General features: G+C 44.6%; 17 protein-coding genes. 6 read left to right on the top strand and 11 right to left on the bottom strand.

Annotated elements, in window-relative coordinates; genetic code table 11:
- Window positions 1-4 precede the first annotated feature (4 nt).
- From J7545_RS10925 to J7545_RS24015, 3 genes are read left to right on the top strand one after another with little or no spacing between them, the layout of a single operon-like run.
- On the top strand, window positions 5-748 hold the full coding sequence (locus J7545_RS10925) for a GvpL/GvpF family gas vesicle protein (protein ID WP_318699725.1): 744 nt from the start codon (window positions 5-7) through the stop codon (window positions 746-748).
- Between the two features lie 16 nt (window positions 749-764).
- Entirely contained in the window at window positions 765-1,004 is a 240-nt protein-coding gene (locus J7545_RS10920) for a gas vesicle protein GvpG (RefSeq protein ID WP_318699724.1), read from the top strand.
- Between the two features lie 25 nt (window positions 1,005-1,029).
- Window positions 1,030-1,191, top strand: a complete 162-nt coding sequence (locus J7545_RS24015) for a DUF86 domain-containing protein (protein WP_413038995.1) — start codon at window positions 1,030-1,032, stop codon at window positions 1,189-1,191.
- Between the two features lie 117 nt (window positions 1,192-1,308).
- Here J7545_RS24015 and J7545_RS10915 read toward each other — a convergent pair whose 3' ends face one another.
- Window positions 1,309-1,713: a hypothetical protein gene (locus J7545_RS10915; protein ID WP_318699723.1), complete on the bottom strand. Its 405-nt coding sequence runs from the start codon at window positions 1,711-1,713 to the stop codon at window positions 1,309-1,311.
- Between the two features lie 20 nt (window positions 1,714-1,733).
- Here J7545_RS10915 and J7545_RS10910 point away from each other — a divergent pair, with 20 nt between their 5' ends.
- Window positions 1,734-2,183, top strand: a complete 450-nt coding sequence (locus tag J7545_RS10910) for an NADAR family protein (RefSeq protein ID WP_318699722.1) — start codon at window positions 1,734-1,736, stop codon at window positions 2,181-2,183.
- A 21-nt stretch (window positions 2,184-2,204) separates the two neighbouring features.
- Here the strand turns inward: J7545_RS10910 and J7545_RS10905 are convergent, their stop codons facing one another.
- The 7 genes from J7545_RS10905 to J7545_RS10875 all read right to left on the bottom strand — a co-directional run bounded on the left by J7545_RS10905 (window position 2,205) and on the right by J7545_RS10875 (window position 8,586).
- Window positions 2,205-2,834, bottom strand: coding sequence for a Uma2 family endonuclease (locus J7545_RS10905; protein WP_318699721.1), 630 nt, complete (start codon window positions 2,832-2,834; stop codon window positions 2,205-2,207).
- A gap of 73 nt (window positions 2,835-2,907) precedes the next feature.
- Complete coding sequence (locus J7545_RS10900) at window positions 2,908-3,384, bottom strand: nuclear transport factor 2 family protein (RefSeq protein ID WP_318699720.1); 477 nt, start codon at window positions 3,382-3,384, stop codon at window positions 2,908-2,910.
- Between the two features lie 83 nt (window positions 3,385-3,467).
- On the bottom strand, window positions 3,468-3,911 hold the full coding sequence (cynS, locus tag J7545_RS10895) for a cyanase (protein WP_318699719.1): 444 nt from the start codon (window positions 3,909-3,911) through the stop codon (window positions 3,468-3,470).
- A 271-nt stretch (window positions 3,912-4,182) separates the two neighbouring features.
- Complete coding sequence (locus tag J7545_RS10890; RefSeq protein ID WP_271940254.1) at window positions 4,183-5,073, bottom strand: ABC transporter ATP-binding protein; 891 nt, start codon at window positions 5,071-5,073, stop codon at window positions 4,183-4,185.
- Window positions 5,073-5,909: a nitrate ABC transporter permease gene (ntrB, locus tag J7545_RS10885; RefSeq protein WP_318699718.1), complete on the bottom strand. Its 837-nt coding sequence runs from the start codon at window positions 5,907-5,909 to the stop codon at window positions 5,073-5,075. Before ntrB ends, J7545_RS10890 begins: the two co-directional genes overlap by 1 nt.
- An 18-nt stretch (window positions 5,910-5,927) precedes the next feature.
- Window positions 5,928-7,565: a CmpA/NrtA family ABC transporter substrate-binding protein gene (locus tag J7545_RS10880; protein WP_318719550.1), complete on the bottom strand. Its 1,638-nt coding sequence runs from the start codon at window positions 7,563-7,565 to the stop codon at window positions 5,928-5,930.
- Window positions 7,566-7,794: 229 nt separating this feature from the next.
- A complete protein-coding gene (locus J7545_RS10875; RefSeq protein WP_318699716.1) occupies window positions 7,795-8,586 on the bottom strand; it encodes a response regulator in 792 nt (263 codons plus the stop codon).
- Window positions 8,587-8,790: 204 nt separating this feature from the next.
- Here J7545_RS10875 and J7545_RS10870 point away from each other — a divergent pair, with 204 nt between their 5' ends.
- Window positions 8,791-10,035, top strand: a complete 1,245-nt coding sequence (locus J7545_RS10870) for a PAS domain-containing sensor histidine kinase (protein ID WP_318699715.1) — start codon at window positions 8,791-8,793, stop codon at window positions 10,033-10,035.
- Window positions 10,036-10,043: 8 nt separating this feature from the next.
- On the opposite strand, the gene J7545_RS10865 is transcribed toward J7545_RS10870, so the two are convergent.
- The 3 genes from J7545_RS10865 to J7545_RS10855 form a co-directional block, all read right to left on the bottom strand.
- Window positions 10,044-10,844, bottom strand: a complete 801-nt coding sequence (locus J7545_RS10865; protein ID WP_318719549.1) for a class I SAM-dependent methyltransferase — start codon at window positions 10,842-10,844, stop codon at window positions 10,044-10,046.
- Window positions 10,845-10,958: 114 nt separating this feature from the next.
- Window positions 10,959-13,079 (bottom strand): hypothetical protein, encoded by a 2,121-nt coding sequence (locus J7545_RS10860; RefSeq protein WP_318719548.1) that lies wholly within the window; start codon window positions 13,077-13,079, stop codon window positions 10,959-10,961.
- Between the two features lie 66 nt (window positions 13,080-13,145).
- Entirely contained in the window at window positions 13,146-15,239 is a 2,094-nt protein-coding gene (locus tag J7545_RS10855; protein ID WP_318700338.1) for a hypothetical protein, read from the bottom strand.
- 52 nt (window positions 15,240-15,291) lie between these two features.
- On the opposite strand from J7545_RS10855, the gene J7545_RS10850 reads away from it, so the two are divergent.
- Complete coding sequence (locus J7545_RS10850; RefSeq protein ID WP_318700339.1) at window positions 15,292-16,257, top strand: glycosyltransferase family 2 protein; 966 nt, start codon at window positions 15,292-15,294, stop codon at window positions 16,255-16,257.
- Window positions 16,258-16,266 lie beyond the last annotated feature (9 nt).

Genomic DNA, 16,266 nt, shown 5'->3' with positions numbered 1-16,266 from the left:
TCGGATGAATGATTGTTCCGCGTTTTATCTTTATGGTATTTTCCCGTCTCCAGGGCCGCAACACTTAGATTTGCTGGGATTGGACAAACAACCGGTTCATGCTCATCAAGTGGACGGATTTTCCTTTCTTTGCTCGGAAGCCAAGCAAGACCGATATTTAGCCAGTCGTCGGAACCTGCTGTGCCACGAACAGGTGTTAGAAGAGGCGATGCAAGCGGGATATCGGACGGTTTTACCCCTGCAATTTGGGTTAACGGTGGAGAATTGGCAAGAGGTGCAAGCACTGCTCATTGAGCCTTATCGAGAACAGTTAAAGCATTTATTTGAGAAGCTTAAGGGCTATCGAGAAGTCAGTGTTAAGGTATTGTGGGAGATGGAGGAAGAGTTACAACAGCTTTTAGCAGAAAATGAAGAGTTAAGAGCAAAACGCGATCGCCTGGAAGGACAACCGCTCGCCATGGATCAGGTGATTGGCATTGGTCAAGCTTTGGAGCAAGCGTTGCAACGTCGCCAAGATGGAATCATTGCCCAATTTCAACAGGTTCTGAATCCGTTGGCGATCGAGGTGATTGAAAATGAGTCCCTCACCGATGCCATGATTTATAATACGGCGTACCTGATTCCTTGGGATGATGAGCCAGAATTCTCACAGCAAGTTGAGCATTTAGATTTGCAATTTGAAGGCCGTTTGCGGATTCGGTATAATAATTTTACCGCTCCATTCAATTTTGCCAAATTAGAGGATTAACCTCTGGGATGAAACCATGATTTTACGATTACTAACTCTACCCGTTCTTGGCCCCATTGAAGGGATGCTTTGGATTGGCGAACAAGTCCTAGAACATGCCAATGCTGAATTAAATGATAAGGAAGATTTGAATAAACAGTTACTCACGCTCCAGTTGGCTTTTGATATGGGGGAACTTTCCGAAGAGGAATTTGAAGAACAAGAAGAAGCACTTTTACTGGCGATTCAGGAGTTAGAAGAAGAGAATAATGAATAGTTTAAATGGGGATGCAGACTGTTGAGTGTGTACCGATTACCCAGTGCCAAGCGCTGTAGCGAGTTCAATTGAGGATTGGGAGTCAGCCGGCCCAACAATTCCATGGCATCAGATTCGAGGAATGCGGAATATGGTGATTCATGAGTATTTTTGGGTAGATCTAGAAGTGGTTTGGCAAACTACATAGTTAGATTTATCTATTCTGAAGGTAGCATTGCAAGGGATTGTGGATCGACTAGAGAGTGAGGGAAAATGTATAGCGGAGTTCGTGAGTGATGCCCAGCAAAAATAGTGGATTAGTTCTTTAGTAATCTAACATGAGTGTCTCATAATTCGCCGATCGCTCTGATGGTTGTTTTGTCGGATTGAGTCCCGGTAAGGAAGGATTAGAAGCGCGGGTAGCGCCGGGAGACGGGGTGTTTTTTTTTAGTCGATCCATCTGATGGTTAATTACCGCCAGACGTTTTTCAATTTGCTGACTTCTTTGCTCTATTGTTTGCAGTTCCTGGGAAAGTCGTTGCTTTTCTACTGCCAGTTGATACAGATTTAGATAATCGGATGCTTCCGACTGTTGACGGGGGATGGTACTAATTTTCGGGGGAATGCTACGGCGAGAAATTGGGCGCTTCATATGCTGATAATGGGTCACGGGATTGAGCGATCGCTGACCTAGTTTACCGTATAAAATGGAAGTTGGGGCAGTACTCAATGATTTGTAAACTAGGAACAATGACGATTTACTTCTATTCCACTCGTGAAAAGCATTATGGTTGTTTCTCCAATTTTTCGGCCTATGGGTTTACGTTAGATGAGTTATGGTGGCCTACCAGCGAGCATTATTTCCAAGCGCAGAAATTTGTCACTACCGATCGCCCCTGGTGTGAGAAGATTCAAATGGCGAAAACCCCGAAACAAGCGGCAAAAATGGGACGCGATCGCACCCATCCCCTGCGGGAAGATTGGGAACAGGTGAAAGAGGACATTATGTTGCAGGGAGTGTGGCAAAAGTTCGCTACTCATGAAGAGCTACGGCAAATTTTATTAGGAACGGGAGAAGAGGACATCATCGAAAACTCCCCAATTGACTATTATTGGGGATGTGGGAAAAACGGAAGCGGCAAAAACCGCTTAGGGGTAATTTTGATGCAGGTGCGCGACCAACTTGGCAAGATTGGTTAAGGTTTGTGGGAGGAATTGACTCTACCGCTTCTGGTTTTGCAAGGCTTGATGATAAGCGCGAACCATTTGCGGTTCTTGTTCCGGATCGATAAATTGACAGAGGAGATCGAGATCTAAATTGGGTAGCAGTTGGCTCCGTTCGATTTCTTGATATCCTGCGATCGCATTAACCCATTGATACAGTGTAAAACAGTCATCTTGCCAAAACCAAACTTCACCAATTCCTAACCCTTTATAGATCTCCAGTTTATCGATCCCACCGCTCGTAATCACCACTTCGATCGCCAGATCGGGAATCTCTCGCCTTTGGCCAATACAATAGCTTTCATCAGCGTCTAAACCTCTGACCGCAGTTTCATTACGAAAGGTGGTCGAACCATAACTATAAAAGTCAAGATTTTCTACCCATGCATAAGTTTCCAGAAGCCTGCCAATGAGACTTCTAATCATTTCATGTTGGGAAGAGGTGGTCATTATTTCTAAGAGTCCTTGGTTATAACTCAGGCGCAAACTAGGGCGAGGTGAGAGTGTGGTAACCAGGGTTTCATACTGCTGCCAAGAAATATTGCCCAAGGTAATGCGGGGTTCGGAGAGAGTGGGAGTAACGAATTGAGAGAGTGCGATCGCCGGAATATCAACCGTAACTTTCATAGGACGCGGTGGTTGGAGTGTTCTGATTATCAGGATAGCTAAGTTTACTCCTCTTTAACTATCTGTAAAATAGCTATTCTGGTGAATTGATTAATCCGGGATGGTCTTGAGGTCGAGGACTCGACAGGGGCCAATCAAAACGACGCTCTGATTCGGCAATGGGGCGATCGTTAATACTCGCTTCTCGTCGTTGCATGAGACCACTCGCATCAAATTCCCAGTTTTCATTGCCATAGGCTCGATACCATTGACCCGAATCATCACGCCATTCGTATTGAAAGCGCACGGAAATCCGATTTTCGCCAAAGGCCCACATTTCTTTAACGAGGCGATAGTCCAGTTCCTTATGCCATTTGCGACGTAAAAAGTCACGAATCGCGTCCCTTCCCTGGAAGATTTCCGCCCGATTGCGCCAAAAACTATCTTCGGTGTATGCCAGAGAGACGCGCTCTGGGTCTCGACTATTCCAAGCATCTTCCGCCATCCGGACTTTGGCGATCGCCGTTTTGCGATCGAAAGGGGGAAGCAGTTTTTTCGCTGATGAAGTCATTGAATTGGGCTGTAATTTCAGTATTCTTAGAAGGGGTTCGGGTGAGCAAAACTTTGCCCACCCTAAAGACATAAAGACAAGAGTTACCATTTTTTGTACGGTAAAAACTTACCGCACATAATGATTTTGACGCGATCGCCTTTCGGATCGGGTTCGCGCTCTACATCCACAGAAAAATCAATGGCGCTCATAATGCCATCGCCAAATTTTTCATGAACTACAGCTTTAATGGGCATCCCGTAGACCTGCATGATTTCGTAGAAACGATAAATCAGAGGATCAGTGGGAATCACCGGCTCTAGAGAACCTTTCACCGGACACTCAGTTAATGGTTCGATTAGGGATGTATCTGCACCAATGGCTTCCACAATTTTGGTGGCTTCTTCCACGGAAGCACTAGCCTGGCGATAGATCACCGAAGCAATCCAAACTTCATCACAACCCACCTTGGCTTCTAAATCAGCAAAGCTTACGCCAGCCGCTTTTTTCGCCGCTAATAGTTTTTGAGTGACTTCAGAGATAGCCATAGTTAAATTCCTCGTTTTCAAGTGTGCAAAGTATAGAATTACAGGGGTTTTTATTCTCGCCTATTCATGTCGGCAACAGCTGAAAAAATGGCAAGGTCGGGGGATGGAGGGAAGAAAATTGGACAACCCTATTTATAGACTATTCAAGGAAAAGGTAAAAACGTTTTTTTCTATTCCCTATTCCCTATTCCCTATTCCCTATTCCCTATTCCCTTGACAGCCAGCTTACAACCTTGACTTGTGACCAATTCCCATTACCAAGCAAAGCGTCTTATCGCCCTTTCACCCTTGCTTCTTCAACAGCGCGAGTTTCTCGGAATAGATGGCTTTCCATCTCGGCTTTCAAGTCGTGATAAGCAGGATGGAGATCGATCGCTTCTCGATTCCGAGGTCGAGGGAAAGGCACTTCCAGAATCTCATCGATCCCAGCGGCTGGTCCCCGTGTCATCATGACAATGCGATCGGAAAGCAACAGTGCTTCCTCGATACTGTGGGTAATCATGATCACCGTTTTGCGCTCCTGTTCCCAGATGCGCTCGATCTCATCTTGGAGAAAACCCCGAGTCAGAGCATCAAGCGCGCCAAAGGGTTCATCCATGAGCAGAATTTGGGGATTAATCGCCAGTGCGCGAGCAATTCCTACGCGCTGACGCATCCCTCCCGAAATTTCGTGGGGATGCTTCTTTTCTGCACCCACCAAACCGACTAACTGAATGTGTTCTTTAACAACGCGCCCGATCTCCCGTTTCGAGAGTTTGGGATAGACCGTTTCCACAGCAAAATGGATATTTTCCTCTACGGTCATCCAGGGCATGAGAGCATAGTTTTGGAACACCATACCGCGATCGGGCCCTGGCCCCTGAATAGGGGAACCATTGAGTAAGATCTCGCCGCTCGTAATAGTGGAAAGACCAGCGATCAAATTGAGTAGGGTAGACTTACCACAACCTGACGGCCCGATAATGCTTACGAAGGTATTCGGTTCAATATCGAGACTAATATTTTCGATCGCCACAAAGTCTCGAGAGGTTTTCCGCTGGATCTTACTAAAGATATCTTGCTTACCTTCAAAGACCTTAGTCACCTGGCGGATTGACAGTTGAGCTGAAGGGGAAGCATCTGTAGGAGTCACGGGGTTAAAATTCAAAGGACTAATACTCATTAGTTTCGACCAAATGTGACAAATTTCTCGGCAGTAGCAAAGAGACTATCTAGAATCAGACCCACTAAGCCGATAATAAAAATTGCGACCAAGATATTGGGAATATAGAGGTTATTCCACTCATTCCAGATGAAATATCCTAGACCGGTTCCCAAAAGCATTTCTGCGGCAACAATGACCAACCAAGCAATTCCCATGCTGATCCGCAAACCGGAAATAATATTGGGCAGTGCGGCGGGAATAATCACCTTAAAAATGGTGCGGAGCCGAGAAGCCCCCAGGGTTTTAGAGACATCTAAATAATCAGGGTTTACATTGGCAACCCCAAATGACGTATTGATTAAGGTGGGCCAAATGCTAGAGATGAAAATAATAAAAATACCCGTATTCTCAGAATCTCTGAGCAGATACAATCCTAGAGGAAGCCAAGCCAAGGGAGAAACGGGTTTGAGCAGTTGAATATAGGCATTAAACCCCTTTCTAGCTACGGGGGAAATGCCGATTAAAATTCCTAACGGAACGGCAACTACGGAGGCCAAAAGATAACCAATGGCAACTCGGCGTAAACTAATCAACAGGTTCCAACCAATGCCCAAATCATTGGGGCCATTGTTAAAGAACGGATGGGTAATCCACCACCACAATTCAGATAAGGTTTTAGAGGCTGTAGGCACGCCTTTGGCAAACAGTTCTGCACGAGCGCCCACTTCCCAGAAGAGGAGAAAGAGCGCTAAAGAGCCGATAAAGAGGGCAAACGCTTGAACATTCTCGTTCAAAAATGGGTTTTGTCGTTGCTTCCGTTTAATGGAGATTGGGGTTGATTCAGTGAGGGTCATCGGTTAACGACTGTTTTACTAAACACCATATTCATCAATCTGTTCTTGTACGTAGGTGGCTGGATCGGCGGGGTCGAAGGTATCAAACTTCAAGGTTTCCGTGCGATAGATATCGGACGGGGGAGATTGGCCGAGTTCCTGAGCAAGTTCGCGGGCAAGTTCGGTTAAGAAGATGTCTTTGCCTACCGTGTCGTAGCCTTTTTCGGGAATGGCTTTGGGGGCTAAACCGTCTCCTTGCAGATCCCAGCGCACCAGTTGGGAGGAAATCCAGTTGGCGAAACTTTGCCAGGGATAGGGATCGAAGTCGATGCGATCGGGGATATTTAAGGTATTACCATTACCATCTTCAAAGTTACCGGTGAGGACGGCTTCCACAACTTCTACAGGTTGATTGAGGAAGGCTCGTTCTGAAATGGCGGTAGCGATCTCTGGACGGTTGGCAGGGTTACTCGCATATCCAGCGGCTTCGATAATGGATTTATTCAGGGCGCGGAAGGTTTTGGGATAGGCTTCAATCCATTGGTCGCTGGCGGCAAAGGCGCAGCAGGGGTGTCCCGGCCACAGCTCTTTGGTGAGCATGTGGATAAAGCCTGCTTCTTCGTAAACTGCCCGTTGATTGAATGGGTCGGGCATCAGATAGGCATCAATGTCTCCAGCGACGAGTTGGGCGATGCTATCGGGAGGAGGAACGGGACGAATTTGCACATCGACATCGGGGTCTATGCCACCGGTGGCGAGGTAATAGCGCAGTAGCAGGTTGTGCATGGAGTAGGGGAAGGGAACGCCGATGGTAAAGCCTTTGAAGTCTGCCGGGCCGTTCACTTGCCCTTTGTACCGTTCGGCAACGGTGATGGCTTGGCCGTTGATGTTTTCGATGCTGGCTAGTTTGACTCCGAAGGCGGCCGATCCCAAACCGAGGGTCATGGCGATAGGCATGGGGGCGAGCATGTGGTAAGCGTCGAGTTCTCCGGCGATCGCCGAATCTCGAACGGCACCCCAACTGGGCATTTTCACCACCTTGGCGTTAAACCCATATTTTTTGTAGAAGCCCAAGGGTTCCGACATAATAATGGGTGTGGCACAGGTGATGGGAATAAACCCAATTTGCAGATCGGTTTTTTCCACGTCTGCGGCAGCAACGGGTTCGCCGTCTGCTTCCGATTCTCCTGAACCCCCATCTGCACAACTGGCTAAACTCACGAGGGCTGCCCCGACAGTCATATTGCGTAAAAATTCTCGACGGGTGGATTTGCCATTGCGAATGGCATCCCCAAAGAATTGTCCAGCTTGGGGGCCAAAGGCAGCAGCAAAAGCATTTTCTAAGCCCCCAGCTTCTTGACAAAGGGCTAAAATGAGCTTTTCTCGTTTGGGGTCGCCCCGACCCACTCGTTTCAAAAATAAGGTCTTGCGGAGTTCATAGGCATTAACCGTGTTGGCTGCCCGCAGTTGGTTGTCTTTGTAGATGCCCATTTTTACGAGGTCATCTACTAACTCAACAGGGTCTTGGGGCAAGGTCTGCATAAAGTCCCAATGGTCAAAGCTCGAGTGTTGTCGTCCACAGACTTGACACAATGGCTGTAAATTAGACCGTTTTCTGTTACTTGTTTGGGCAGATTGCCAATTTTTGAATGTCTCCTGTGCCGAAATTAAAGCCATAGATCCATGTCCATCTCAAGCAAACAAATACGAAACCTGACCAATAACAATTGGCTGTTACATCCAGATTCGGAGTGAATATTATTCAGTAATGTATCAGGTCAACTCTAGAAATGCATTGGACTTTATTTGGGAAAAATTGGGAGTTTTTTTAGGAATTTCTCTAGGAGGGGAAATCAATCTTGATTCTGTTAATTGAGATACAGATCGTTCTTTTTAGATATGATTGTTATTCAGGCGATGGTGAGAGAAATTGCTGTCTCCAGGATAGGGGGGAAATGCCATGAATCTGGCGAAATTGGCGGGTAAAGTATCCAGCATCGGGATAGCCGGAGCGTTCAGCAACTTGTCGTATGGTTTCTTGGGTGGTTTGTAAAAGCTGACAAGCTTTTGCCATTCGTTGCTTGATAATCCATTGTTTGACGGTGTGTCCAGTCTGTTTTTGAACCAGGTGGGTTAAATAGGCTGGCGAATAGCCAGCCGCTTGGGCAACGTCGTTGAGATTGATGGGTTTGTGATAGGAGGTTTCAATAAAGCGGAAGACCTGAACTAATTTAGGGCAATGGGGAAAAATGCTAGAAGCAGAGGTAGATGGGGAGACTTTAGGGTCTGGGTATTGCTGAGGCGATCGCCCATATAATTTTAGCAGATCATCTTGGCGTTTCAGGCGAGTGGCGATCGCCGACAAAAATTGCTCTACGGTACAGGGTTTGGTCAAATAGTCATCAGCTCCTAATTCCATCCCTTGACGTAAATCAGCCATGGTAACTTTAGCCGTTAAAAAGATTAGGGGAATTCCTGCGGTTTCTGAAGAACTGCGAAGTTGGGACAGAACCGTATAGCCGTCCATATCTGGCATCATAATATCACAAACCACTAAGTGCGGCCGATAATGGCGAGCTAATTGCACCCCTTCAGAACCATTACTGGCTCCATAGGCACAAAAGCCTTCAAACTCTAGGGATCTCAAAAAAATATTGCGAGTTTGACATTCATCTTCAATAATGAGGATCGTTTTCATTACTGTCCCAGGGTATGAATATAAGACTATTTTTGATTGAGTTTATTAAGATCGAATTTGCCTTTTTATGATGTAGTCCATTACACTTTTTAGGCGAAAATAAATAAGAAAGTTGAAAAAAGAGGATTTTCAGGGAAAAATGGTTGACTCCTTCGCCCCACATTTCATATCTGCTTGCCCAAAGCGCTATAACATTCTGTTCAGATGACTGATTATGCTTGGTTCCCAACGTCTGCGACTCCACCCTTGACTCCCCTCGATCAACCGGTAGCCCAAGACTTTACCCAATTACTCCGTCAGCATCAGCTTATTCTCAATGCTGTGGGAGAAGGAGTTTATGGTCTTGATTTAGAGGGAAATGTCACATTTGTCAATCCTGCTGCCGCTGCTATGATTGATTGGTCAACTGAGGAATTAATCGGCATGTCGATGCACGCTGTCTTGCATCATTCCCATGCAGATGGAACGCCCTATTGCCGGGAAGATTGTCCCATTTATGCTGCTCTACAAGATGGCAGTACCCATCGAGTGACGACTGAAGTATTTTGGCGCAAAGATGGTACGAGTTTTCCCGTAGAATATATCAGTACTCCCATGCGTGAGGACAATGGGCGGCTCATTGGTGCGGTGGTGACGTTTCGGGATATTTCTCAGCGTCGTTGGGCGGAGGAAGTCCTACAGCGCAGCAATGAGGAGTTAGAGATTAAAGTTGAAGAGCGCACCACTAAACTCCGGCAGGTTAACCGACAGTTGCAAGAATTAAGCGAAATGCGATCGCGCTTTATCGCCATGCTCTGCCATGAATTTCGCAACCCTCTCAATAACATTACCCTATCGGTTTCTTCCCTGAAACGCTATGATTTGCAACTGACTGCGGCAGAAAAAGCAGATTATCTTTTGGGCATCAATAATAACGTAGAACGCATGACTCAGATGATTGATGATATCCTCGTCATCGGCAAAATTGAGGCAAAGGTGCTAGAAGTCAAGCCCCAATGTCTGGATTTTGTTCAATTTTGCCGCCAGTTGTTAGCCGAACACCAGTATACTCGGCCAGAGTCTCCTATTGAGTTTATCAGTCGCTCTCGGCAGGCGATCGCCTATTGTGATGAACGACTCCTTCGCTCTATCCTGAATAACCTCCTCTCCAATGCACTCCGCTATACCCCGACACACAAGGCTATTCGTCTCAAATTCGCCAAGCGTCAAAACCATGTCATTTTCACCATTCAAGATGAAGGCATTGGTATTCCCTCCGAAGACAAACCCTATTTATTCGAGTTATTTCACCGAGGGCGTAATGTGAGCAATATTCCCGGTACAGGATTAGGTTTGAGCATTGTTAAACAGTTTGTTGAACTGCAACAGGGAACGATTCAAGTTAAAAGTCAGGTGAACCAAGGCACAACATTTACTGTGCGGCTTCCTGTCAAATTTCAACAGAATTGATACCCTTCTTACTTTGTCGCCACTACTGCCAAATTCCACGCCATCCGCTTCATTCCTGGAATCTGTTTCAGCCAGCGATCCATCTGTTCGAGTCGCCGATATTCGGGTTCCAATCGATCCTTTTCGAGGATAATCTTTTTCCAATAGCGCTCCTCATTAGGATTCACCCGTTCAATCAAATAAAAGCGTAGGAAAATCCATAAGGTAGCAATCCAAAAGGTATCCCATTGAGTCTGCTCGAATAAGGACTCTACAAAGGGAATAATATTCATATCCAAAGGATGTTCGTCTTCCGTGCGTACTTCAGTCGCCATTTGCCGATAGACATTAATGATTGGATTGTGTTTTAATGGCTCCCAAAAACAGACCTTTCCCTCTGGTTTCACAACCCGATACAATTCTTGGAGCGCTAACTTCGGATCGGGAAGGTGATGTAAAAGATTGGCCACATAAACGATATCAAAACTATTGTCAGGAAAATCGAAAGCCATGGCATTCCCTACATGACCTTTGATACTCACCCCATTTTTTTCAGCTAGTTTTAGTGCCACTTCCACCATGCCCGGAGAATAGTCAGAAGCCACACATTGAGCGCCTTTTTGGGCAAAATAAACACTATTTTCCCCAGCTCCGCAGCCCACATCCAATAAGGTTCTGCCCTTCACCTCTCCCAAATGATGTAAGATAAACCGATTTTCGGGAGCCGTGCAAGCTTCAAAATAATCGGAGACATGAATTTCTTCAATATCAATGGTGGCGGCCCATTGATCGTGAAAATCTCGTTCTTTTTTTAAGGTTTCTTCTGACATGCTACACTCATTTTTTACAATATCTTCAATTTTTCGCCGTAGCTTTGCTTTGATTGGTCTTAAACAATTGACTCTAAGTAACTTACCTCCTAACAATTGGCACACGAATTGCTTTTAGGGAATCTGTTTTAAGTGTAGTTGATTAATTCCTAGATAACAAGGGGTCGTGAATGATTTAGGATCGGTTACTGTTAAACTGAGATTCAGATAGCCTTCTGGAAGACGCTCTAAGGGAAGTTCAAAGACAGGGGCATCATAAAAACTAAAGGTAGTTTCGGCAGCCGTTTTTGATTCTCCTTGGGAACTTATCCAAGAAAATTGCAAGCTAAATTCTGGACAAAGGTCAGTTGAAAAGCGAGGTAATCCTGTTAAGAGCAAGGGGTTGGGCAGATCGTCAATCCAGAGAATATCTAAGGATTGATCGTAATTTTGATCGTTAAAATAGGTCGAGAGGGTATAGGTTTTATGTCCCGGTAAAATGGATACTTTAAAGTTAGGGTTGAGGGTAATCCAATTTTCTTGACTTCCCGGGCGATCGCCGATGACTTCTTGCATCTGTATAAAAGTTTTCCATGCAGTCTCTGCCGAAGTATCTTGCAGTCGCTGATAGATGACCAGCTTGATGTTATTTTCCAGTTCAAATTCTAGGGGTAATTGCTCAAAGTCTGCTGCAATTAGCCAATTCTCATTAAAAATATCATAAATGACTTTCTCTACGCCCGTTTCTTCAATGGCGATATTATGTTGAAAAGGTTGGGCAACGATCACATACTTTGCCTGTAGAAACTGTTCTAGGGGATACCAATCTTGAGAATCTAAGGTTGGAGTTTGCAGGATATAGAGTTGAGAACTATCTTGACTATACAATTCTTTTTCTGCTGAAACAATTAAGGAGTTATTGAAAATAGGAGAAGATCCAACCAAATATAAGGGTTCTTGATTGGGGGCAAGGCGATGTAATGCTTGCATCAGTCGGACTAACTCAGGATAATCAGATCGGTAGGGAGGCGGTGCGTATAAGGAAACGAGTGTTTTTGCTGGAGTTAGGCTTAAGGATTGTCCTAGGGGAGTGAAAGATAGGGTTAGGTTGAGGGCTAAATAGCCAAGAACTGTGACAATTAAAAGATTTCTGATAGGCGGTTTAATCAAACTAATCATTGCCCAAATTAGGGTGATTAAACCCAAAATTATCAAGGGAGTAAAATGCAGGGTGTATTGAACGCCCATATAGCGCAGAATTCCGATCCATTCTATGGCACAGATCGGATAAAAAGTCAATAGAATAATATAAGATGGGCGAGAGAATATGCCAATCTGATTCTTGCTTCTCCAAGCGAGAATCAAACCCACTGCACTAAAGATCGGTAAACCGATTCCATAAAAATCAACATATTGATGAAAGAGTTTCCCATAGGGCATAACATAGGATTCATAAAGAGTGCTATAATTCCTTTGGGTTGCTATTGCTAGATAGGGTCGAGCGATCGCGGCTAAGGTGAGAACGCTGGTTAAGCCAATTAACGCGACTTTAATTTGATATTGAATCAGGTTTTTGATAACTTTAGATGATGCTTTATTCTTATCTTCAAAATAGGTGATGATACCTTGAATGATTAAGGCTAAAATGAGGGCAAGTCCTGAATAGGCAAAATGCCTACGCCATAAAAAGGCTAAGGTTAATAAAATCCCAATTAAGGGGATTTGCCACCAGTGTTTTAAGCATATATTTTTTAAGTAAATCCAGATGGCTAGGGCGATGAATAGGGCGGCTCCAGTGTCTGGATACCCCTGTAATATGGGTAACCAACTGGCGGGAATACAGAGGGTGAAAAATACGGTTGACCAAAACACAAGACCCGGATTAATACGGATAAGTTGGGTAGCGATCGCGCCCATGGCTAAGGTGAAGGGAATTAAATAGGCGATCGCCAAACTGAGGATATAGCCTAATCGAGAGTCTCCAAATAGCCAAAACCCTGGAATTAAGGGTAATGTATACAGCTTGTTATAATTATGGTAAAAAGATGCTTGCAGTTCCTGCCAACCGATTGACCAAGATTGACTAAAGGCGGTAAAACTTTCTTGCGCCCACATTTGATAAGCGGCAAAATCCCAAAAGTGAAAATATTTTTCACTGGAAACATAGAGAACTGTACCACTGCAAACGGTAACGACTAGAAGCATCAAACAAATGACGTGCCACAACCATGGTTTAATAAAATTAGGTTTACTCATGCCCCGAATCGACAACCTATCATCAATCTGAATAAACTGGCATTCGATACTCAAGTTCTAGGGAATCTATTCTAAGTTTAGTCGATCAATTCTTAGATAACAAGTGGTGGTGAAAGTTTTGGGATCAGCTACCCTTAAGCTGAGATTGAGATAGCCTTCGGAAACTGGCTGTAATGGCAATTCAAACACCGATGCATCCTCAACACGCAAGCTGGTTTCGGTAAGATATTCTGATTCACCTTGTGGATTAATCCAAGATAACCGTAAGTTGGACTCTGGACAAACATCACTAGAAAATACAGGCTTTCCGGTTAAGATAAATGGATTAGGGAGAGCATTAATCCAGAGAATATCTAGAATTTGATCGTAATTTTGCTCATTAAAAGAGGTGGCTACGGTATAGGTATCGGATTGGGGTAAAATGGCAGTTTGAAAGTTAGGATTTAAGGCGATCCATGGCGGTTGATTTCCAGGGCGATCGCCTATAACTCCTTGCATTTGTATAAAAGTTTCCCAGGCAAGTTCTACTGAGGTATTGTGCAGTCGTTCATAAATGACCAGTTTGGTATTATTTTCTAGTTCAAATTCCAAGGGTAATTGCTTAAAGTCGGCAGCGATAGGCCCATTCCGATCAAAAATATCATAAACCACTTTCTCGACATCGGTTTCTTCAACAGCGATAATATGTTGAAAAGGTTGGGCCATCATCACATACTTTGCCTGCAAAAGTTGCTCTAGAGGATACCAACCTTCAGAATCTATGTTTGGTGTTGGTAAAATATAGAGATTAGAGCTATTTTGACCATATAATTCTTGGTTTGCTACACTGATTAAGGAGCTATTAAAAATCAGAGATGAGCCAACAAGATATAAGGGTTCTTGATTGGGTGCAAGGTGATGTAGCGCTCGTACAACTCGGACTAATTCCGGGTAGTCTGAGCGGGAGGGGGGAGGCGAATACAAAGAAAATAGGATGGTCTGAAAAGTGCGGCTGAGGGGTTGTCCTAGGGGAGTGAATGATAGGGTTAAGTTGAGCATTAAATAACCGATTAATCCCCAAATTAAGAGATTTTTAATCGGTCGATTGGTGGTTTTAACGATCGTCCACACCAAGGAAACTACACCTAAAATCACTAAGGGGGTCAAATGCAGGGTATATTGAACCCCCATATAGCGTAAAATCCCGATCCATTCTATGGCGCAGATCGCATAAAAAATAAATATAATCCGATAAGGCTGACGCGATAATTTACCCCAAGCCATGACGAAGCCCACGAGACTTAAACCGAGTAAACTAAGTCCATAAAAATCAAGGTATTGGTGTAACAGTTGGCTATAGGGGATAATATAGGATTGATAAAGATCCGTATAATTTCTTTGGAGTGCCAGAAGTAAATAGGGTCGAGCAATAAGCACTAACGTGAGAAAGCTGGTTACACCAATTAAGACAATTTTGATTTGATATTCAATTAGGTTATTGATTGCTCTAGGTGACTGGGAATTCTTTTCTTTAAGATAAGTGAGTATACCTTGAATGATGAAGGTTAGAATGAGGGCAATTCCTGAATAGGCAAAATGCCTACGCCAGACAAAGGCTAAGGTTAAGCAAATTCCAATTAGGGGAATTTGCCACCTATATTTTAATCGGGTATTCTGTAAGTAAATCCAAAGAGCGATCGCAATAAATAGGGCGGCTCCGGTGTCGGGATAGCCTTGTAGTGTAGGTAACCAAGTTGCAGGAATACAGAGGCTGAAAAACACGGTTGACCAGAAGACGAGGGACGGATAAATCGGGATAAGTTGGGTTGCGATCGCACCTATGGCTAAGGTAAAGGGGATTAAATAGGCGATCGCCAAACTGAGGATATAGCCTAATCGAGAGTCTCCAAATAGCCACAACCCTGGAATCAAGGGTAACGTATAGAGCTTATTATAACTTTGAGAAAAGGACGCTTGCAGTTCCTGCCAACCTATTAACCAAGATTGGCTAAAGGCGGTAAAACTTTCTTGGGCCCAAATTTGATAAGCGGCAAAATCCCAAAAGTGAAAATACTGTTCGCTGGAGACATAAAGAATTGTACCACTGGAAACGGTAATGACTAGAAGCATGAAACAAATGACGTGCCCCAACCATGGTTTAATACAATCAGGTTTAATCATGCCCCTAATTTATATCCCATAATTTGTTGTAAAAGATACATTGTAAATAAACATGGAACTGTTTGTCAAGCCAACCTATTCTTTTATTGTTCCGATTTACAATGAAGAAAACACGATTCCTGAGCTGTATAACCGTCTCCAGTCGGTGATGGAGCAATTAGAGGGACAGACGGAATTAATTTTGGTTAATGATGGCAGTACGGATGCTTCCTTGCGTTTATTGCGGGAATTGTATCAGAGGGACAAGCGGGTTTGTTATCTCAGTTTTGCCCGTAATTTTGGTCACCAAATTGCCGTAACTGCGGGTTTAAATTATGCGCGCGGTAAAGCGGTCGTGATCTTAGATGCAGACTTGCAAGATCCCCCGGAATTAATTCCAGAAATGTTGGAAAAATGGCAACAGGGCTATCAAGTGGTTTATGCCCAAAGAACCCGCCGACATCAAGAAAAAAAGCGGAAACGATGGACGGCTTACTTGTTTTATCGGATACTAAACTATCTATCAGAGGTGGAGATTCCCACGGATACAGGCGACTTTTGTTTGATGGATCGGTGTGTGGTGGATGTGTTAAATCAGATGCCAGAGCGCGATCGCTATATTCGAGGATTGCGAGCTTGGATGGGCTTCCATCAAACGGCTATTTTATACGAGCGTAGCCCCCGATTTTCAGGTGAAGTCAAATACACCTTTACCAAATCCTTCTCCCTGGCGATTAATGGAATTGTGTCTTTTTCTAAGGTTCCCCTACGGCTATCCACGTATCTCGGTTTAGCGGCTGCGGCGATCGCCCTCTTCATGGCTGTACTCGTCCTCTATTGGCGCATCGTAGCCCCCACCGCACCCCTCACCGGGTTTGCCACCATTCTGATCGCCATCTTCTTTCTGGGAGCCGTACAACTCGTCAGCATCGGCATTCTAGGCGAATATATCGGCCGCATTTACGAACAAGTCAAAGGCCGTCCCCTCTATACCTTAGCGGAAATTCGAGGTTGGGAAAAGGGCGATCGCCAGGCATAGCGCTATACT

It is taken from the genome of Roseofilum sp. SBFL (assembly GCF_017746885.1).
GTDB lineage: Bacteria > Cyanobacteriota > Cyanobacteriia > Cyanobacteriales > Desertifilaceae > Roseofilum.
This window is presented reverse-complemented; position numbering and strand designations above follow the sequence as displayed.

What these genes read in the sequence shown, in the direction of transcription:
- J7545_RS10905 (WP_318699721.1), bottom strand. Translation starts at nt 2,834, where the DNA reads ATGAAAGTTACGGTTGATATTCCGGCGATCGCACTCTCTCAATTCGTT.
- J7545_RS10890 (WP_271940254.1), bottom strand. Translation starts at nt 5,073, where the DNA reads ATGAGTATTAGTCCTTTGAATTTTAACCCCGTGACTCCTACAGATGCT.
- J7545_RS10870 (WP_318699715.1), top strand. Translation starts at nt 8,791, where the DNA reads ATGACTGATTATGCTTGGTTCCCAACGTCTGCGACTCCACCCTTGACT.
- J7545_RS10880 (WP_318719550.1), bottom strand. Translation starts at nt 7,565, where the DNA reads ATGGCTTTAATTTCGGCACAGGAGACATTCAAAAATTGGCAATCTGCC.
- J7545_RS10925 (WP_318699725.1), top strand. Translation starts at nt 5, where the DNA reads ATGAATGATTGTTCCGCGTTTTATCTTTATGGTATTTTCCCGTCTCCA.
- J7545_RS10855 (WP_318700338.1), bottom strand. Translation starts at nt 15,239, where the DNA reads ATGATTAAACCTGATTGTATTAAACCATGGTTGGGGCACGTCATTTGT.
- J7545_RS10910 (WP_318699722.1), top strand. Translation starts at nt 1,734, where the DNA reads ATGACGATTTACTTCTATTCCACTCGTGAAAAGCATTATGGTTGTTTC.
- ntrB (WP_318699718.1), bottom strand. Translation starts at nt 5,909, where the DNA reads ATGACCCTCACTGAATCAACCCCAATCTCCATTAAACGGAAGCAACGA.
- J7545_RS10860 (WP_318719548.1), bottom strand. Translation starts at nt 13,079, where the DNA reads ATGAGTAAACCTAATTTTATTAAACCATGGTTGTGGCACGTCATTTGT.
- cynS (WP_318699719.1), bottom strand. Translation starts at nt 3,911, where the DNA reads ATGGCTATCTCTGAAGTCACTCAAAAACTATTAGCGGCGAAAAAAGCG.
- J7545_RS10920 (WP_318699724.1), top strand. Translation starts at nt 765, where the DNA reads ATGATTTTACGATTACTAACTCTACCCGTTCTTGGCCCCATTGAAGGG.
- J7545_RS10875 (WP_318699716.1), bottom strand. Translation starts at nt 8,586, where the DNA reads ATGAAAACGATCCTCATTATTGAAGATGAATGTCAAACTCGCAATATT.
- J7545_RS10850 (WP_318700339.1), top strand. Translation starts at nt 15,292, where the DNA reads ATGGAACTGTTTGTCAAGCCAACCTATTCTTTTATTGTTCCGATTTAC.
- J7545_RS10865 (WP_318719549.1), bottom strand. Translation starts at nt 10,844, where the DNA reads ATGTCAGAAGAAACCTTAAAAAAAGAACGAGATTTTCACGATCAATGG.
- J7545_RS10900 (WP_318699720.1), bottom strand. Translation starts at nt 3,384, where the DNA reads ATGACTTCATCAGCGAAAAAACTGCTTCCCCCTTTCGATCGCAAAACG.